The sequence below is a fragment of the Lutibacter sp. genome, from assembly GCF_041562875.1.
GTDB lineage: Bacteria > Bacteroidota > Bacteroidia > Flavobacteriales > Flavobacteriaceae > Lutibacter.
Genome location: NZ_JBFFOE010000055.1, coordinates 1 through 17887, shown reverse-complemented (window position 1 = coordinate 17887; position 17887 = coordinate 1). Strand labels below are relative to the sequence as shown.

Annotated in this window: 18 protein-coding genes; 6 read left to right on the top strand and 12 right to left on the bottom strand. The window is 28.8% G+C overall.

Going from position 1 to position 17887, the window contains the following annotated elements:
• From ABY863_RS08955 to ABY863_RS08910, 10 genes are all read right to left on the bottom strand, one after another.
• On the bottom strand, positions 1 to 385 hold a 385-nt coding region (locus ABY863_RS08955; RefSeq protein ID WP_372793981.1), incomplete at its 3' end, for a hypothetical protein.
• A 72-nt stretch (positions 386 to 457) separates the two neighbouring features.
• Positions 458 to 2410, bottom strand: a complete 1953-nt coding sequence (gene ftsH / locus ABY863_RS08950; protein ID WP_372793979.1) for an ATP-dependent zinc metalloprotease FtsH — start codon at positions 2408 to 2410, stop codon at positions 458 to 460.
• On the bottom strand, positions 2403 to 2756 hold the full coding sequence (locus tag ABY863_RS08945) for a carboxymuconolactone decarboxylase family protein (protein ID WP_372793977.1): 354 nt from the start codon (positions 2754 to 2756) through the stop codon (positions 2403 to 2405). The genes ftsH and ABY863_RS08945 overlap by 8 nt, the downstream gene beginning before the upstream one ends.
• A 63-nt stretch (positions 2757 to 2819) precedes the next feature.
• Positions 2820 to 3185, bottom strand: a complete 366-nt coding sequence (locus tag ABY863_RS08940; protein WP_372793975.1) for an arsenate reductase family protein — start codon at positions 3183 to 3185, stop codon at positions 2820 to 2822.
• A gap of 25 nt (positions 3186 to 3210) precedes the next feature.
• Positions 3211 to 3426 (bottom strand): hypothetical protein, encoded by a 216-nt coding sequence (locus ABY863_RS08935; RefSeq protein WP_372793973.1) that lies wholly within the window; start codon positions 3424 to 3426, stop codon positions 3211 to 3213.
• Between the two features lie 31 nt (positions 3427 to 3457).
• Entirely contained in the window at positions 3458 to 4675 is a 1218-nt protein-coding gene (locus tag ABY863_RS08930; protein WP_372793971.1) for an ABC transporter permease, read from the bottom strand.
• A 10-nt stretch (positions 4676 to 4685) separates the two neighbouring features.
• Positions 4686 to 5429, bottom strand: coding sequence for an ABC transporter ATP-binding protein (locus ABY863_RS08925; RefSeq protein WP_372793969.1), 744 nt, complete (start codon positions 5427 to 5429; stop codon positions 4686 to 4688).
• 2 nt (positions 5430 to 5431) lie between these two features.
• Positions 5432 to 6649, bottom strand: coding sequence for an efflux RND transporter periplasmic adaptor subunit (locus ABY863_RS08920; protein WP_372793967.1), 1218 nt, complete (start codon positions 6647 to 6649; stop codon positions 5432 to 5434).
• A gap of 4 nt (positions 6650 to 6653) precedes the next feature.
• The gene (locus tag ABY863_RS08915) at positions 6654 to 7976 is read right to left on the bottom strand and encodes a TolC family protein (RefSeq protein WP_372793965.1); all 1323 of its coding nucleotides are present in this window, start codon (positions 7974 to 7976) and stop codon (positions 6654 to 6656) included.
• Positions 7977 to 8077: 101 nt separating this feature from the next.
• Positions 8078 to 8542: a hypothetical protein gene (locus ABY863_RS08910; RefSeq protein WP_372793963.1), complete on the bottom strand. Its 465-nt coding sequence runs from the start codon at positions 8540 to 8542 to the stop codon at positions 8078 to 8080.
• A gap of 159 nt (positions 8543 to 8701) precedes the next feature.
• Between ABY863_RS08910 and ABY863_RS08905 the strand changes: the two genes are divergently transcribed.
• From ABY863_RS08905 to ABY863_RS08885, 5 genes are all read left to right on the top strand, one after another.
• Positions 8702 to 9544, top strand: coding sequence for a universal stress protein (locus ABY863_RS08905; RefSeq protein WP_372793961.1), 843 nt, complete (start codon positions 8702 to 8704; stop codon positions 9542 to 9544).
• An 11-nt stretch (positions 9545 to 9555) separates the two neighbouring features.
• Positions 9556 to 11940 carry a phosphoenolpyruvate synthase gene (ppsA, locus tag ABY863_RS08900; protein WP_372793959.1) on the top strand — a complete coding sequence of 795 codons (2385 nt, stop codon included), beginning with the start codon at positions 9556 to 9558 and terminating at the stop codon, positions 11938 to 11940.
• 97 nt (positions 11941 to 12037) lie between these two features.
• Positions 12038 to 13207 carry a hypothetical protein gene (locus ABY863_RS08895; RefSeq protein WP_372793957.1) on the top strand — a complete coding sequence of 390 codons (1170 nt, stop codon included), beginning with the start codon at positions 12038 to 12040 and terminating at the stop codon, positions 13205 to 13207.
• 110 nt (positions 13208 to 13317) lie between these two features.
• The gene (locus ABY863_RS08890; protein ID WP_372793955.1) at positions 13318 to 13956 is read left to right on the top strand and encodes a class I SAM-dependent methyltransferase; all 639 of its coding nucleotides are present in this window, start codon (positions 13318 to 13320) and stop codon (positions 13954 to 13956) included.
• A gap of 176 nt (positions 13957 to 14132) precedes the next feature.
• Positions 14133 to 14738 carry a hypothetical protein gene (locus ABY863_RS08885; RefSeq protein WP_372793953.1) on the top strand — a complete coding sequence of 202 codons (606 nt, stop codon included), beginning with the start codon at positions 14133 to 14135 and terminating at the stop codon, positions 14736 to 14738.
• 68 nt (positions 14739 to 14806) lie between these two features.
• On the opposite strand, the gene ABY863_RS08880 is transcribed toward ABY863_RS08885, so the two are convergent.
• Both ABY863_RS08880 and ABY863_RS08875 read right to left on the bottom strand, forming a co-directional pair.
• Positions 14807 to 16510, bottom strand: coding sequence for an ABC1 kinase family protein (locus tag ABY863_RS08880; RefSeq protein ID WP_372793951.1), 1704 nt, complete (start codon positions 16508 to 16510; stop codon positions 14807 to 14809).
• 1 nt (position 16511) lies between these two features.
• Complete coding sequence (locus tag ABY863_RS08875; protein ID WP_372793949.1) at positions 16512 to 16883, bottom strand: hypothetical protein; 372 nt, start codon at positions 16881 to 16883, stop codon at positions 16512 to 16514.
• Positions 16884 to 17010: 127 nt separating this feature from the next.
• Here ABY863_RS08875 and ABY863_RS08870 point away from each other — a divergent pair, with 127 nt between their 5' ends.
• Positions 17011 to 17412 (top strand): HPP family protein, encoded by a 402-nt coding sequence (locus ABY863_RS08870; protein ID WP_372793947.1) that lies wholly within the window; start codon positions 17011 to 17013, stop codon positions 17410 to 17412.
• The last annotated feature ends 475 nt before the right edge of the window (positions 17413 to 17887 follow it).

Genomic DNA, 17887 nt, shown 5'->3' with positions numbered 1-17887 from the left:
ACATGTACTTTGTAAGAAATTTAAAAAATTCATTTTTTAAGTCACCATAAATATGGCGTTGAACTTCCATTTTATTTCTACATTCTATGTGTTTTTTAACAAGCATCGTATCTAATATTTCTTCCCCTTTTTTACTATGAGCTGCAATGTTTATTTCGTGAGCGCTAATACATTCTTGCAGCTCATTTATAGTCTTTTCATGAATTAGAAACTGATTTTGATAATGCTCCAATTGAGCCAGCATACTTTTATCTGTCCACAAATTCACAAGTTCTTCTAGCCTGTTTTTAAAGGATTTAAGTTCATCTTCCCAAAATAAGAGTTCGCCTTTCCATAATTTGTGTTCAAAATACAAATCTGAGTTAAAAATGATTTCCGTTTTCATAATAAATGGGTTTAATAATTGTTAGTTAAAAAAATTTAAGGATTTAAATCTTATTGTTTACTTATTTAGGACTTAATCCAATATGTTTGTCGAAATTTCTTTTGTTCTTTTCCCTAATATATCTTCTAGATCTTCTAAATAAATTACTTCCTTTTTTAATAATAATTTCGCCAAATTTTTCAACTCATTTTTATGCTTCAACAATAAATTTTTTGTTCTATTATAAGCTGAATTAATTAAATTATGAACTTCATTATCTATACGTTGAGCCATATTTTCACTATAAATTTTACCTAAAAATCGTTCATTTTCACCTGTAGAATCATAAAAACTTATCGGGCCAATTTCTTCATCTAATCCATAAAAAGTTACCATATTATAAGCTTGTTTTGTCACTTTTTCTAAATCATCTAAAGCGCCCGATGAAACTTCATTAAATATAATTTCCTCTGCTGCTCTGCCTCCTAATGAAGCACAAATTTGATCTATAAATTGAGATTTAGTAATAATTTGATGTTCTTCTGGTAAATACCATGCTGAACCCAACGATTTTCCTCTTGGAATAATAGAAACTTTAACCAATGCATCAACATTTTTTAAATACCAACTAGCAATGGCATGACCCGCTTCATGATGTGCAATAATTTCTTTTTCTTTAGGTGAAATTATTTTGCCTTTTCGCTCCAATCCACCAACTATACGATCTCTTGCTTCCATGAAATCTTCCTGTTCTACATTATTCTTTTTTTTACGAGCAGCAATTAATGCCGCTTCATTACAAATATTTGCAATATCAGCTCCTGAAAATCCGGGACTTAATGAGGCTAATAATTCAACATCAACATCTTTCGCTTTTTTTATTGGTTTTAAATGAACCTGAAATATTTCTATACGTTCTTGTTTATTTGGCAATTCTAAATAAATATGTCGGTCAAATCTACCAGGACGCAATAAAGCTTTATCCAAAATATCTGCTCGGTTAGTTGCAGCCAACACAATTACTCCTGTATTTGTGCCAAATCCATCTAATTCTGTTAATAATTGATTTAATGTGTTTTCTCTTTCATCATTAGACTGAAATGAATTTGCCTTACTTCGCGTGCGTCCAACGGCATCTATTTCATCAATAAAAATGATGCTTGGCGCTTTTTCTTTGGCTTGTCTAAATAAATCTCGAACACGAGAAGCACCAACCCCAACAAACATTTCAACAAATTCAGACCCTGACAATGAAAAAAAAGGGACATTAGCCTCTCCCGCTACTGCTTTTGCCATTAATGTTTTACCGGTCCCTGTTGGACCAACAAGCATAACTCCTTTGGGGATTTTAGCCCCTAATTTTGTGTATGTTTTTGGATTTTTTAAAAAATCAACAATTTCTTCTACTTCACTTTTGGCTTCTCTTAAACCCGCAATATCTTTAAAAGTGACGGTGCTTTTGGTATCTTTATCTATTAATTTTGCTGTAGATTTTCCAAAATGAAAAATGGAACTTCCCATAGTGCTTTTCCCTAATCCTTTAACCATTAGAAACCAAAAGATAATAAGCAACCCAAAAGGCAGTATCCAAGATATTACATTTAGCCAATCTGTACTCTTTAAATATCTTACATCAACCATTTCTTCAGGAAGAAATCCTTCTTGAGCCTGCTGTAATTTATTTTCAAAACTTTCTACAGATCCAATTTGAATTAAAAAATGCGGGCCAATTGGATTATTCAAAATATTTTTTGAAATTTGCTGATATTTAGGATCACTTAATTTTTCTTGTTTAATATAAATTTCTGCAATTTCTTTATTTACAACAATAATTTTAGCAACATCATGCTGACTTAACATGGTTTGTTCAAATTCATTCCATCCAATTTCATTAGTTTTAATTGTTAAAAAATAAGGTATTGAAAAAAATAATAATAAAAGAAATAGCAGATATAACCAATTGATTTTGAAATCATTTGGAGAAGTAACTGGAGAGTTATCTTCAACTGAGTCTTTTCTTTTATGTACTTTTTTTTCGTTATTCATTTTCTAAAACTATAAATTGATTTAAAGCTTCTAAAGCTTCACACCCATAAATTACAGCAGATTCTCCTCCCATATAAACTGCCACACCAATAGTTTCTAAAATTTCAGAAAAACTATTTCCAGCTTTTAGAGCTTCATTAATATGAAGCGTAATGCCCCCATTACATTTTAATGAAATAGCAATTCCCAGTGCAATTAATTCTTTTGTCTTTAAATTTAATGCTCCTACATCAATAGTTTCCCTTTGAAGGTTCTTAAATTTTTTCATTGTTTCGGGCATTACTAACTCTAATTCTTGTAATGATTTTTCCAAATCATTATAACTTTTGCAATAATCTTTTAACATAACTCAACTATTTATAGATTCATTTTTTATTCATCTTTATTAAAACCCTTAAACTGATTTACTTTATATTTTAATAATATCCGATGGTGTTTCAACTAAAATTGTTTTATTACCTCTTAAAGCAATGGGCTGTTTCATTATTTCAGGATTTTTCTTTATCATTTTAATCCAATCTTCTGAAGACAATTCATGAGGTTCAAATTTTACTTTATAAGATGGATGTTCTTGATTTACCAAATCTTTAATTTCTAACCCTAAACGGTCAGCAAGCTCAGCAATTTGAGTTCCCGTAATAGGTGTTTTTAAAATATCGACTGTTTGTAAAGCCAACCCCTCAGCTTTTGCATATGCTAATGTTTTTTTAGCTCTTGATGAATTTGAGCTATAAAACATTGTAATTTGTCGGTTTGATGTTGCTATTTCTCCCATAATCTTAGTTTTAAAATAAATACTTTTATGTTATAGTAGGGTGTGTTTCTATATGATGTTTTAATAATTGTTTTAAACTTTCTAAATATTCTTGCAACACCTTTTTATCAATAGTTGGATTCTTTTCTGAAGGAATTGTTGTTGGATTTTCATCTAAAAATTGATATAATTCCGGATAGTTAGTTTCTATCGTTTTTATCAATTGAGAAATTTCGTTTAATATTGATTGTAAATTATTCATTTCATTAATTTTAATTAATTACTATTTATTATCATTCATAACGCAAGGCATCAATCGGGTTTAATTTTGCCGCTTTTCTTGCAGGGAAATAACCAAACGCAATTCCAACCAATGCTGAAAACCCAAAGCCAATCATAATAGAATATAGTGCTGTTGGAATATAAAAATTAGTAAGTTTGTAGATGATTTGATTTCCAATTACACCTAAAATAACTCCAAAAATTCCACCTGCCAAACTGAGTACAACCGCTTCAATTAAAAATTGAGTTAAAATATCACTTTCTCGTGCCCCAATGGCTAAACGAGTTCCAATTTCTCGAGTTCTTTCAGTTACTGAAACTAACATAATATTCATAATTCCAATCCCACCTACAAGTAGTGAGATACTTGCAATTGCACCTAAAAGAATGGTTAAAATACCTGTTATATTTCCTGTAATTTCCTGAAGTTCAACCTGAGTTGTTATTTCAAAATCATTTTCTTCACCTTCTCTAATTTTATGAGATTCTCTTAACAATTCTGTAGCTTCAATTTTTGCATCGGTAATACTATTTTCATTTAAAGCACTCGCCATAATTATGTCGTATCCTCTTCTATGTCCATACAACCGATTTTGTATCGTTGTATAAGGCGCTAAAATAATATCATCTTGGTCTTGCCCCATAGCTCCTTGTCCTTCCTCTTTTAATAAGCCAACTACTTTAAAAGGAATTTTATCTACTCTAATTTCCCTTCCAATTGGGTCTAAATCAGCAAATAACTCCTCTCTAATAGTTTTACCAATTACACATACCTTTCTAGCTGTTTTTACTTCATCTTCTTCAAAAAAATCCCCAGCTAATAGATCTCTGCTCAAAATATCAAAATATTCATCAGAAACTCCATAAATTGCTGCTGACTTATAACCATTTGGCCCAATAACTTGTGCAACGGCTACAAGCAAAGGCGATAGTTTTGAAATCCAAACGGAGTTTTTTCTCAACATATCAAAATCTTTTTTATTAATTGGTTTTCCCATTCTAACGTGCGATCCAGCTCGGTGCTCAGTTTTAGTATAAATCATTAACAAATTAGTTCCTAAACCAGATATTTGATCTTGAACCTGTTTATTTGCTCCTTCTCCTGCTGAAATGGTCATTATTACAGCTGCTACACCAATAATAATCCCTAAAACAGTCAATAAACTTCTTGATCGGTTTTTATTAATTGCCTGAAAAGCAACTTTAAATGTTTTTATTAACTGTCTCATTATTTCAATATTAAGTAGTTAATTCTAACTCTTTTAAAGCACTTTCTTTGGTGCTTCTATTTTTTATAAGTTCATCTGTTAAAACATATCCATCTCTTAAATAAATCATCCTTTTTGCAAATTGTGCAATTTCTGGTTCGTGAGTAATCATTAAAATTGTTTTTCCTTCATTATTTAGTTTTACAAATAAATCTGCGACGTCAATACTTGTTTTGCTGTCTAAATTACCAGTTGCTTCGTCTGATAAAATCAAAGATGGATTGTTCACCAAAGCTCTTGCTATGGCAACGCGCTGTTGTTCTCCTCCTGAAAGTTCATTTGTTTTATGGTGTATTCTATTTTCTAAACCTACCTGTTCCAACGCTTTTTTAGCAAGATCTTTTGGATTTATAAATTTGCCTGTTCTGTCATAGATTAAAGGGAGTTCTACATTTTCTAATGCCGAAGTGCGAGATAACAAATTATAACTTTGAAAAATAAACCCGATTTTTTGATTTCTAATATCAGCCAATTCATTTTTATTTAACTTATTTACATGAACTCCATCCAAATAATAGTCTCCAGAAGAAGGTTTATCCAAACAACCTAAAATGTTTAACAATGTTGATTTTCCAGATCCTGACGCTCCCATAATTGCAACAAATTCACCTTCTACAATCATAATATTAACATTAGTAAGTGCATGAACTTCTATTTCGCCATTTTTAAAAACACGATTTAAATTTTTGGTTTCTATGACTTTTTTAGCAGCCATTTTTATTTTTTTGATTTTATACCATTTATAATTTTTGTTCCTTCTTCCAAAGGAATACTATCTAAAAACACTTTTATTTCAGATTGTAAACCTGTTTTTATTCCTATTTCTATAAATTTAAAATTTAATTTTCCGTTTTCATCTTTCATAAAAAAACCATCAATTTTTGAAGGTAATTTCTTTTTAAAATTTGCCGAAGTATATAGTTCATTTTTGCTTATTGTTTCAATAAAATTCATTTTTATTGAATCGGGTAAAAAAGTTTTTGCGTCTTCTAAAAGTTTTGGCTTAATTTCTTTTAACATTGCTTCATTAGGCCTAAATCGCAATGCGGAATTATTAATTAGTAGTACATTTTTTACCGAGTTTGTAATAAACTCAATACTTGCAGTCATCCCTGGAAGTAATAACCCCTTTTCATTATCAACATCAACTACCACTTGATAATTTACAACATTGTTAATTTTAATTGGTTGCAACCTAATTTGACTAACTTTTCCGTAAAAATCTTTTTCAGGAAATGTTTGAACGGTAAAACGAGCTTTCATTCCATTTTTTATATATCCAATATCGCTTTCATCTACATCTGCCAATATTTGCATTTTTGAAAGATCTTCAGCGATAATAAACATTCTTGGTGTTGCAAAAGAAGCTGCAACTGTTTGTCCTTCTTCAACACTTCGTTCAGTTACTGTACCACTAATTGGAGATGTAATACGTGCATAACCAATGGTTACTTTTATTGTTTTTACGGAAGCCAATGCAGCTTCCTTAGCACTTAAAGCTTGCTGATATGTATATTTAGAATTGGTGAATTGCTGCTCTGAAATTACTTTTTCTTCAAACAAAGCTTTGTCTCGTTCATATTCTTCTTTAGCTTGGTTTAATTTTGCTTCAACTACCCCTAAATTAGCTTGCGCGTTTATTAAATTGGTATTTAACAAGTTTAAATCCATTTCAGCTAACAATTCACCGGCCTCCACTTTGTCATTATAATCGGCATAAATTTTTTTAATAGTTCCTGAAATTTGTGTACCAACCTCAACAGTATTTATTGCTTCTAAAGTTCCTGTGCTTGAAACCAATGCTTCTATGTTTCCTTTTTCTAACATTGTAAATGTGAAATCAAGTTTTTTAGCATCTAATTTTGGTTTTATCATTAAATAAACCACCAAGGCTATTATTAAAACTACTGGAAGTATCCATTTTAACTTTTTCATCTCTCTAATCTTTTCCAATTAATAATTGATAATCGTAATACGTTGATTTATAATTTAATACCGCTTGTAACCAACTTAAATATGCTTGTGTATTTGCCAGTTCTGCATCATTTACTTCTAAGATTGTTCCAACACCTAATTGGTATCTTTTTTTAGATAACCTTAATGCTTCAGATGTTAATTTAATATTCTCTTGTTGTACCTCTATTTTTAATTTTTCAAAATTTAATTGTGAAATCAATTCACCTATTTGCATTTGAAATTGCTTTGCTGTAAATTGTTTTTCCTCTTCTGTAATTTTTTTATTTATTTCAGCTTGCTCAACTTTCTTTTTTGTAACAGTTCCATTAAATATGCTAAATTGAATTTGTAACCCAACCAAACTGGTATGTTCCCAGTTAAATTCTGAAAAATTAAAATTATTTGCTTGTGTTTGATAATTGTAATTTCCTATGGCTTCAATTATTGGATAATTGCTTGATTTTATAAGTTGAAGTTGATTTTCATTTACCTCAATGGCAATCTCTAATTGTTTTAAAGTGCTGTTTTTTTGAAGTGATTGATTTGTATCTTCTTTAAGGATAATTTCATTCTCTAATAAAATTAGAGGATCAATTAGCTTTACAATATCATTTAGATTTAAGCCCAATACTAATTTTAAATTGTTTACTATTGGCAATAAATTGCTTTGCGCTTCTAACAAATTATTTTTGGCAATTGCTACTTGTACTTTTGCTGATGTTAAATCAAAATTTGTTAACGTTCCTTTTAGCAATCTTTTATTAATATCGTCTAAAAATTCCTGAGCATTGGCTAAACGATTGCTTTGAACTTTTACTATTTCTTGTGCAATTAAATAATTAAAATAAGCTTTTTTAGTTGCATTTATAACTGAATGTGTAGTACCTCTTGCAACTTCATTTTGAAAATTAAATTGAGTTTTAGCAAATTTTTTATTCACAAAATTATAATTTGAATATATGGGAAATGAAAGGTTTAAAGAGTTTCTAAAATCATTATCAGAACCCAATTTGGTTGCCTTTTCGCCAACCCCTAACCCTTCTGATAAAAAGATAACCTGTCGCTCAATGTTTCTATAATAACTGGCATTTAAAAAAAGTTTAGGCAATAGATTTGCTTTGGCTTCTTTCAATGCAAATTCAGATTTTTTAACTTGATAGTTAGAAATTACGATGTTGGTATTTTTTTGAAGTGCTAATTGAATTGCTTCGTTTAAACCAATAGAAATACTATCCTGAGAAAAGGTGAATTGACAGCTTAAAATTACCACGCATACAAACAGTGATTTAACTTTTAAAAATTGCATCTTCATTTATTTTTAAATTTTAATAGGCTTTGAAGAAATACAAAAAACAAAAAATTTATACTTCATTGAGGTTAAAACTATATTCAATAATTTATAGGTTTTTAACTCACTGTTATTTGACGAATAAATTCATCACTTTCAATTACATGCTCTGTAATGGCAAAAACTTTTTCTCTATTGGCTCTAAATATTTTTATAAACTTTGTGATGTCATCTTCAAGTTCTTGATGTTCATTTCTAAATTTATGAGAATCATATTTAAAAGGGTTTTCAATTAAATTAGCCAAATGCGCTAAATGCTTATCTACACGTTTTATTAAATTAGAACATTGCTCACTTGTTTTAAGAATGCTAGCATCAATTTTTTGTACAAGATCTGCATCTTCTTTTTTGGAAATCCAAATAAAGTATTTATCAATTAAATGATTCAAAAAATTTAAATCATCTCTATAAAACAACAAATCTGATTTCCAATGTTCAGTAAGAATGTATAATTCTTGCCCATTTGCTTCAAAAATGTAACTTCCATTGGGTCTGCTCCTTAAAGCTGTTAAATTACTTTCCATAATGCATTTTTATAAAATAAAATTATCAAAGGAGCTCATAAAATAAAATGACCGCAGTCATTAATAAAAAGTTGCAAAATGAGAGATATCATTTATAGCCTTCTAAATGATTTTTAACTTTATAAATTATTTAGCAGTAATCATTAAAAAAAGCATAAAATGAAAACTATTATACATGCAACCGATTTCTCAGATAATGCAATTTCAGCCTTAAAATATGCTTATTCACTATGTAAAAAAACAAATGCGGCTTTATTGGTTATTCATGTTTTTAATAATTCAACATTAGCTTCAACTATTAATGATCCTATATTAATTCCTATAGAAGAAAGTATTCAGAAAAAAAATACGCAACTAAAAGAATTCTGTAAATTCCATTTGGGAAGTGATATTGAAACATTAAATATTCAAATTGAAGCTATTGAGAATAGCTCTGTTGTAGCAGGAATTATTTCAAAAACTGATGAATTATATGCTTCTATGATTGTAACAGGAATGAAAGGGAAAAGTGCCCTTGAAAAATTATTAATGGGAAGTACCACAAAAAAACTTATTGAAAAAGCGCCTTGCCCTATTTTAGCAATTCCAATAAATGCAACTCTAAAAAATATAAAAACGATAGTTTATACTACTGATTTTGAAGAAGAAGATATCATTGCCATTTTTAGACTTGCTGAAATTGCCAAAATTTTTAATGCTACCATTAAAATTGTACATGTTTTTAAAAAAAGTGATACAAATTCAGAACAAGAAATGGAGTGGTTTAAAGAAATCTTAAAGCAAAAAGTAACCTATAAAAATTTAGAGTTTGAGGTTGTGTTCTCTGATGAAATTTATAATTATTTAGTATTTTACCTAAATAAGGTAGATGCTGATTTAATAGGAATGCTAGAAAGAGGAAATAAAGGACTTATTAGAAAAATATTCCATAAAGATTTGGTAAAAAAAATAGAAGGCACCATCCATATTCCTTTAATAAGTTTTAATGAAATAAATTATTAAACTAATTAAAAATGAAATCATTTATAAAAAAATTTAATGAAATAAGCATTATAGATATTCCAATTGTAGGAGGTAAAAATGCTTCATTGGGTGAAATGTATAATGAACTTATTAATGATGGCGTAAATATTCCCAACGGATTTGCAACAACTTCTGAAGCTTTTTATGAATTTTTAAAACAAAATAAATTACAGAGTTCAATAGACAAAACACTGAGTAAACTTAATAAAGAAACTTATTCCAATCTTAATAATATTGGAGAAAAAGCTAGAGATATTATTTTAAATGGAACATTTTCTAACGAATTTTCAAATGCAATAATTAATGCTTACAAAAATTTATGCGAAGGAAAATATTTTGAAGTTGCTGTTAGAAGCAGTGCAACCGCTGAAGACCTTCCTGAAGCTAGTTTTGCTGGGCAGTATGAAACTTTTCTAAATATAAAAGGTGAAAAAGAATTGTTAGAAGCTATTAAAAATTGTTATGCATCATTATATACCAATAGAGCCATAAAATATAGAGAAGATAAAGGAATTTCACATAAAAAAATAGCCATTTCAGTAGGTATTCAAAAAATGGTTCGGTCAGATGCTGGTTGTTCTGGAGTTGGATTTACATTAGAACCTGAATCAGGTTTTGAAAACATTATCTTAATTTCAGGAGTTTGGGGCTTAGGTGAAAATATTGTACAGGGAACTGTAAATCCCGATGAATTTTATGTATTTAAACCCACTCTTAAACAAGGTAAAGATGCAATTATTCAAAAAAAATTAGGCGATAAAACAAAAACACTCATTTATGCACAATCTAATAATCATTCCTCACTATTAAATATTGAAACGCCTGTAGCCTACCAAAAACAATTTGTGCTAACTGATGATGAAATTCATTTACTTGCAAAATGGGCATTAATTATTGAGGAACACTATAAAAAAGCAATGGATATAGAATGGGCAAAAGATGGTTTTACTAATAAATTATACATTACTCAGGCCAGACCCGAAACTGTACACCAAACAAAAAATAAAAATATCTTTTTTGAGTATAAATTATTAGAAAAAGGTGAAGTATTAAGTTCTGGAAATGCCATTGGTTCAAAAATTATTGTAGGCACAGCCAGAGTTTTAAATTCTCCAAAAGAAGCTTTTAAACTTCAAAAAGGTGAAATTATAGTTACTGATACTGTTACTCCAGATTGGGATCCAATATTAAAAAAATCTGGTGGCATTATCACCAATAAAGGTGGGCGTACTAGTCACGCCTCTATAGTTGCCAGAGAATTAGGTGTTCCTGCTGTAGTAGGTTGCATAAATGCTACCGAAACACTTTCTGACGGTCATGTAATTACTATTTCTTGTGCAGAAGGGAAAACAGGATATATTTATAAAGGCAATCTTCCTTTTGAAAAAAATAAATTAGATTTTACAACTATTAAAATGCCTAAAACAGGTATGAAAATGATTTTGGCTGATCCTGAAAAAGCGTTTCAACTTTCATCCTATCCAAATAATGGCATTGGTTTATTACGCATGGAATTTATAATAACACATATTATAAAAATTCACCCAATGGCATTAATAAAATTTGATGAGCTTATAGATAAGTCAGCTAAAAAAGAAATTGAAAAACTGACAGAAAATTATCCAAACAAGGAGACTTATTTTATTGATAAGCTAGCAGAAGGAATTGCGACAATTACGGCTGCTTTTTATCCAAAGGAAGTGATTGTTAGAATGAGTGATTTTAAAACCAATGAGTATGCAAACTTAATTGGAGGAAAACAATTTGAGCCGCAAGAAGAAAACCCAATGCTTGGATTTAGAGGAGCTTCAAGATATTATAATGACTTATATAAAGATGGTTTTGGGTTGGAATGCAAAGCTGTTAAAAAAGTACGCGATTATATGGGGCTTACCAACCTTAAAGTTATGATTCCTTTTTGCAGAACCATAGAAGAAGGTAAAAAAACCATAAAAACAATGACTGAATATGAGTTAGAACAAGGCAAAAATGGATTGGAAGTTTATACCATGGTTGAAATTCCAAGCAATGTAATTTTAGCTGAAGAGTTTGCTGAAATATTTGATGGTTTTTCTATTGGATCTAATGATTTAACCCAGTTAACTTTGGGAGTAGACAGAGATTCTGAATTGATGAATGAACTTTTTGATGAAAATGATAAAGCAGCAAAAGAAATGATTTCTATGGCCATAGAGAGAGCTATTAAAACAAAAACAAAAATCGGATTTTGTGGGCAAGCACCTAGCGATTTTCCTGATTTTGCTGAATTTTTAGTTTCAAAAGGAATTAACAGTATTTCTTTTAACCCAGATGCTCTTCTAAAAGGAATTGAAAACACTTATAAAGCCGAACAACACAAAGTTAGTTATGCTTAGTAGTTTTAAAAGAACTAATGGTATATACATTATAATATCATTCATTGAGTTACCCAACCCTAAGTTGGTAAAAGAAAATCATAAAAAACAGTAAATTATGTTAAATTCTGTATTTCAACCACTACCAAAGAAAACATTTGAAACCTTGGCGAATAAACATTATGCGCATTGTGTTTCAATCTATCTTCCTATGCATAAAACAGGGAAAGAGCAAAATGAACATTTGGCACAAGCAAATTTAAAAAGTTGTGTAAGAGAAGTGCATAAAAAACTCTCTGAATATCAAATGCATGAAAATGAAATTAACAAATATCTTAAACCCATTGAAGAACTTATTATAAACTCAGAATTATGGAGAAATCCTTCTGATGGTTTAGCTATTTTTTTAGATTCAAAAGGATTAACTTATTATACACTTCCAATTACTTTTGAAACTAAAACATATATTGCAAGTCATTTCTATTTAACACCACTACTTCCATTGTACCATGAAAATGGCATTTATTATTTGCTGGAATTAAGTCAAGATTATGTAAAACTTTATGAAGCTTCAAAATATAGCTTAAAAGATCTTCACCTTAAAAGTTTTGCTCCAGATCAATTAGAAAAAGCTGTTGGATTTGATTACAGACCAAAAATGTTACAATTCAGAAGTGGTCAAGACGCATTTAGCTTAGGCTCATTTCACGGTCATGGAGAAGGTAAAGATGATAAAAAAAAGGAACTTTTTACATTTTTTAGAGCAATAGACAAGGGCTTGATGTTAGAAATTAAAAATCATGATGCTCCATTAATAATAGCATGCGTAAACCAATTATTTAATACTTATAAAGAAGCAAATACCTACCCAAATCTATTCAATAAAAATATTAGCGGTGATCCGGAATTTATTGAAAAAAACAAATTACATAAAGAGTCCTGGGAATTAATTAAGGAGCATTTTGAAAAAACTAAACAAACAAAATTAAGTCAATTTACTGAATTGTATAATACTTCTAAAACATCCTATCAAATTTCTGATATTATTCCTGCTGCTCTTAATGGTAAAATAGAAACCCTTTTTGTTGAAAATAATACTGATCTATATGGTACATATAATAAAGTAAATGGGAAAATTACGCTAGATAAAGAAAGAAAAATTAACAATGCTTCATTAACCAATTTAACTGCCTTAAACACTTTTATGCAAGGTGGAAAAGTCTATTTATTAAATGCTGATGAAATGCCCGTAAAAGGAAGACCTTTAAATGCATTATTTAGATATTAATGAACCTGTTTTGGGTGTAATCCGTAATTTTTTAGTTTAACATCATTAGAATATCAGGTTAAAAAATTTACAAAATACAGCAATAAATTAATCTTAGAAATACACGTAAAATGATACAGACTACTATATTTAACTCGCATGTAAAGGAATACGACGCTTGGTATGAAAAATATACTGAAGTGTACCAATCTGAGGTTACAGCCTTCAGAGAACAGCTTTTAAAATTACCTGAAAATATTAAAGGAATTGAGGTAGGACTTGGTACTGGGAGATTCTCTCAACCATTAGGGATAAAAGAAGGTGTTGAACCTGCTACTGAAATGGCAGCAATAGCCTTAAAAAGAGGAATTGAAGTAATAGCAGGAACTGCTGACAATCTTCCTTATAAAGATTTACAATTTGATTTTGTACTATTTGCAACCATTTGCCATTTAAACAATATTAAAGAAGCTTTAAAGGAAGCTCATAGAGTTTTAAAACCAAAAGGAAGTATTATAATTGGGTTTATTGATAAGAATCAAACTATTGGAAAAGCATATGAGGAGAAACGTCTGGAAAGTACTTTTTACAGATATGCTACCTTCTACGCTGTAGATACTATTAAAAAATATCTTACAGAAACTGGTTTTAAAAATTTAGAATTTAATCAAACACTTTTTGGTGGTTTAGATGAAATTAAAGAAGTCCAAATTCCAAAAGAAGGTTTTGGTGATGGTTCTTTTGTAACAGTAAAAGCAATAAAAAAATAATAGTTAACAATGGCATAAATACTAATTTTCAATGCACAGATAATTAATTCATTTTACAAGAAATATCATATTAGTAAATATTTCTTTAATCTAAAATACTTGTTAAAAATGATATTGCTCATTGCTTTTAAAAAGAATTAAATTGAAATTTAAGTTCACTATAAATATTAAGTATCATGGGAAATAAGCAAGACATTCATTTTATTGATAAAGTTATTAGGGCGCTAAGAAAAACAGCTGTTAATTTAGAAGAATTTCAAGTTAAAACTGCTTTAGGTAAAGCAGAAGCACTAGACAAGTACGAAGAGACTAAAAAGAAATTTAACCTATTCATTCACGATAGTGAGCATACAATAAAGGTTCTTAAAGTAAAAATTGAAGAAATTAATACTAAGTTTGATGAACTTCGTGTACAATTGGCTTTAGGTAAAGCTGAAACCAAAGAGGTTTTTAAAAAGCAAAAAAAACAATTGCTTTCAACAATACATGAAATTGAAGTTAAAATTAAAAGTAATGAAACTTTAAACAGAATGTATGCCTTAACACTAATTGAATTGGAACAATTTAAAATTCAGTTAGAGATTTTGGAACAAAAATTAAAAAAAGACAAAAAAGAATCAGAAAGTTCATTTGAAAAAGGAAAAGAAGAATTTAATTCATTTATTGATAAGCTAAAAGTGAAATTTTCTAAAAAAGAAAAAGAAGAAACCAAGCTAGAACATTTTCAAAACGAAATTTCAGAAGCATTTGCTCATTTCAAAAAAGCTTTTTCAAAGGCTTAGCATTTAAGTTTAAACTAAAAAAAGTACAATTGAAAAATTGTACTTTTTTATAATTTTTATTATTTGAATTATTGATTGCGATCACTATTTCTAATATTTATAGTCATTCTAATTCCTAAAATTACAGCTAATAAAAAGCTAGTAATACCTATCATAGAAATACTTTTCCATAATGGATGAACTTCATAGATAATAAAAAGGGAAGCACTTATTATTAAAGAAGCCATAATTGAGGCCGTAATCAGTTGTTTTGTTATGCGACGCAAAGTATATCTTAAAGGGTCAATACCTTTATGTGTTAAATCTACTTTTACTTGACCTGAATTTATTCTTCTAATAGCATTTTTTAAATCTGCCGGAAAATCTTCCATGTAATCGGTTAATTCAATAATTGAGTTCACAACCTTTTTTCCAATGATTATTGGGTTAAATTTTCTTTTGCTACTTTTTATTAAATAAGGACGTACTATTTCTAATTGCTCAAAATCAGGATCTAACTTTTCTATAACACCTTCAAGGGTCACTAATGATCGAGCAAAAAGGAAAAAATAAGTTGGCACTTTTAAACCATGATTCATAATAATATCTTTAAGTTCTAGCAGAATAGTACTCATTTCATTTTTATGAATATCTCTAACATAATATTTCTCAACAAATTCGTTGATATCAAATTCTAAATCTCTCATATTTGCTATAACAACAGTATTTGAAAGTTTTTGAAGTGTTTTAATGATTTCTCTAACATTTTTGTTTGAAATGGCAATAAATAATTTTCCAAATATGTTAATGTCTCTTGGTAACATACTACCCATCATACCAAAATCTAAATATGCAATATATCCATTTGGAAGTACTAATAAATTTCCAGGATGAGGATCAGCATGAAAAAAACCGTATTCGAATATTTGTTTGTAATAACTAATTGCCAGCCTTTTAGCTATTACTTTTGTATCAAATCCCTTTTTGTTTAATTCATGTATTTTATCAATTTTTATACCCGATATAAACTCTAATGCCAAAATTTTTAAAGTGGTAAATTCTTTGTATACTTTTGGAGCATAGGCAAACTGTTCTATTGTTTCATCTTTTTGAAGGTTGTTATAAAAACGCTCTACATTGATTGACTCATTTATAAAATCGAGTTCTTTTAGTATGGAATATTCAAAATGTTTAACCAATCCAACTGGGTCAAAACTTTTTATAGAAGGAATTCTTTTTTCTAAAACTTCGGCGATTTTATACATGACTTTAATGTCTTCAACAATAATATCAAATATACCAGATCGTTGTACTTTTAAGGCTACTCGCTTACCTGAATGCAATGTTACTTTATGCACCTGAGCCATTGATGCTGATGCAAAAGGTTCTGGCTCAAACCAAGCGAACAAGTCCTCAACTGAACCTTCTAATTCAGTTTCTACAACTTTTCTAGCTTCTTTTTGAGACATTGGAGGAACATTTTCCTGAAGCTTTTCTAACTCTAAAGTTAATTCCATTGGGATTAAATCTGGGCGATTGCTTAATATTTGTCCAAACTTCACAAAAGTTGGTCCAAGTTCTTCACATACCAATCTCATTTTGGCCCATTTGGTATATAAAAGCGCATGTTTTCTGGAGGCTTTTGGAATTAGTTTATGAAAAAATGTATATTGTTTCCTTTCGTCCAAGTAATAAACCAAATCTTCAAAGCCATATTTTAATAAGACTCTTAAAATTTGATTATATCTGGAGATAGATTTGAAATTTTTTCTAATACCAGTTAAAATTCCCATTTTATTTTACTTCTAACTTATTCAATCGAGCTTCCAATAATGCAATGGCCATATCAGCCTTTTCTAACTTTTCATTTAGCGCTTTAATTTCATCTAAATGTGCTATGTTTATTTTTTTATAAAACTTAATTACAAGTTCTTCAATTTTTTCATCTAATTCTTTCTTAAGTTCATGAGTTTTAAGAATTACCTTATCAACAAATTCTAATTCATTTCCATTTTCATCTAATTGAGATTCTGAAACAATTTTATTAATTTCATCTTTTCCTTTTTCTGATAATTCTTTAATTCGTTCAAAAAGTTCACTTTCTTTTGCTAAAAAGTACATGCTAGAGCTTAAAGTAAGTAGTTCTAAAATTGTTTTAGTTTTCATAATTAATAAGTTATATGCTCTATTAAATATATTATAAAATAATGTAGTTAGAAATGAGAAATATCATTTTCAACGTTAGATTGTTATGGTAAATTTAAAATGAGTTAACAACACTAAAAACAAAGCCATGAAATCAGATTCAATTACAACAATTATGACAAAAAATGTTGTTTGTGTTTCTCCTGAACAATCCATTTTGGATGTGAAACATATTTATGAAAAAAAAGAATTTCATCATCATATTCCTGTAACTGAAAACGACAAGTTGGTTGGTATGATTAGTTTAATAGACTTTATGTATAACATTAAAGGCGCAGGAATCAATGATGATAATATTGTTTATAAGGAACTGAAGGTTAAAGATATCATGACTCCGTACCCATATTCTTTAACCACTAATGCTACTATTGAAGATGTTGCAAAGGTATTAGCAAAAGGACGCCACCATGCTATTCCAATTATAGAGAAAGACCAAATAAAGGGTATTGTATCTACTGCGGATATCATTAAGTTTTTCTTATCTGAGTAGTCATTATTTTGTGATATTTATTTTGGCACAAGTTTTCTAGAGATTTTTTTTAATTAGGTATAAAATCTTCATTTTGAAAAAACTTGATAGGTTTTAAACTATTAATATAAAAAAACAAAGAATATGATTTTGGCTACCTATGAAAAGACATTTCAACTTTCATCTTATTCAAATAATTGCAATAAATAATAAATGATAACAATCATAGGTAATTGTGATGTACATCATTTTAAATTTTCTAAATAGTGCATAATTTTACATCATAAAAAAAAAGTTCTTTGGTTTACTAGCTTTAAATGTATTTTAAAAAAATTAATTGTTATATAACAATTTAATTATAATGGGAAGATCTAGATACTTCTTGAAGGGTTAATTTATTATTCTAATTTTTAGAAATAAAAGTTTTTTGAAAGATTATTTCAATTTCAAAAAGTTACCGAAGTCTTTTCATAAAAGAAACAGGAAGTTTCGACTT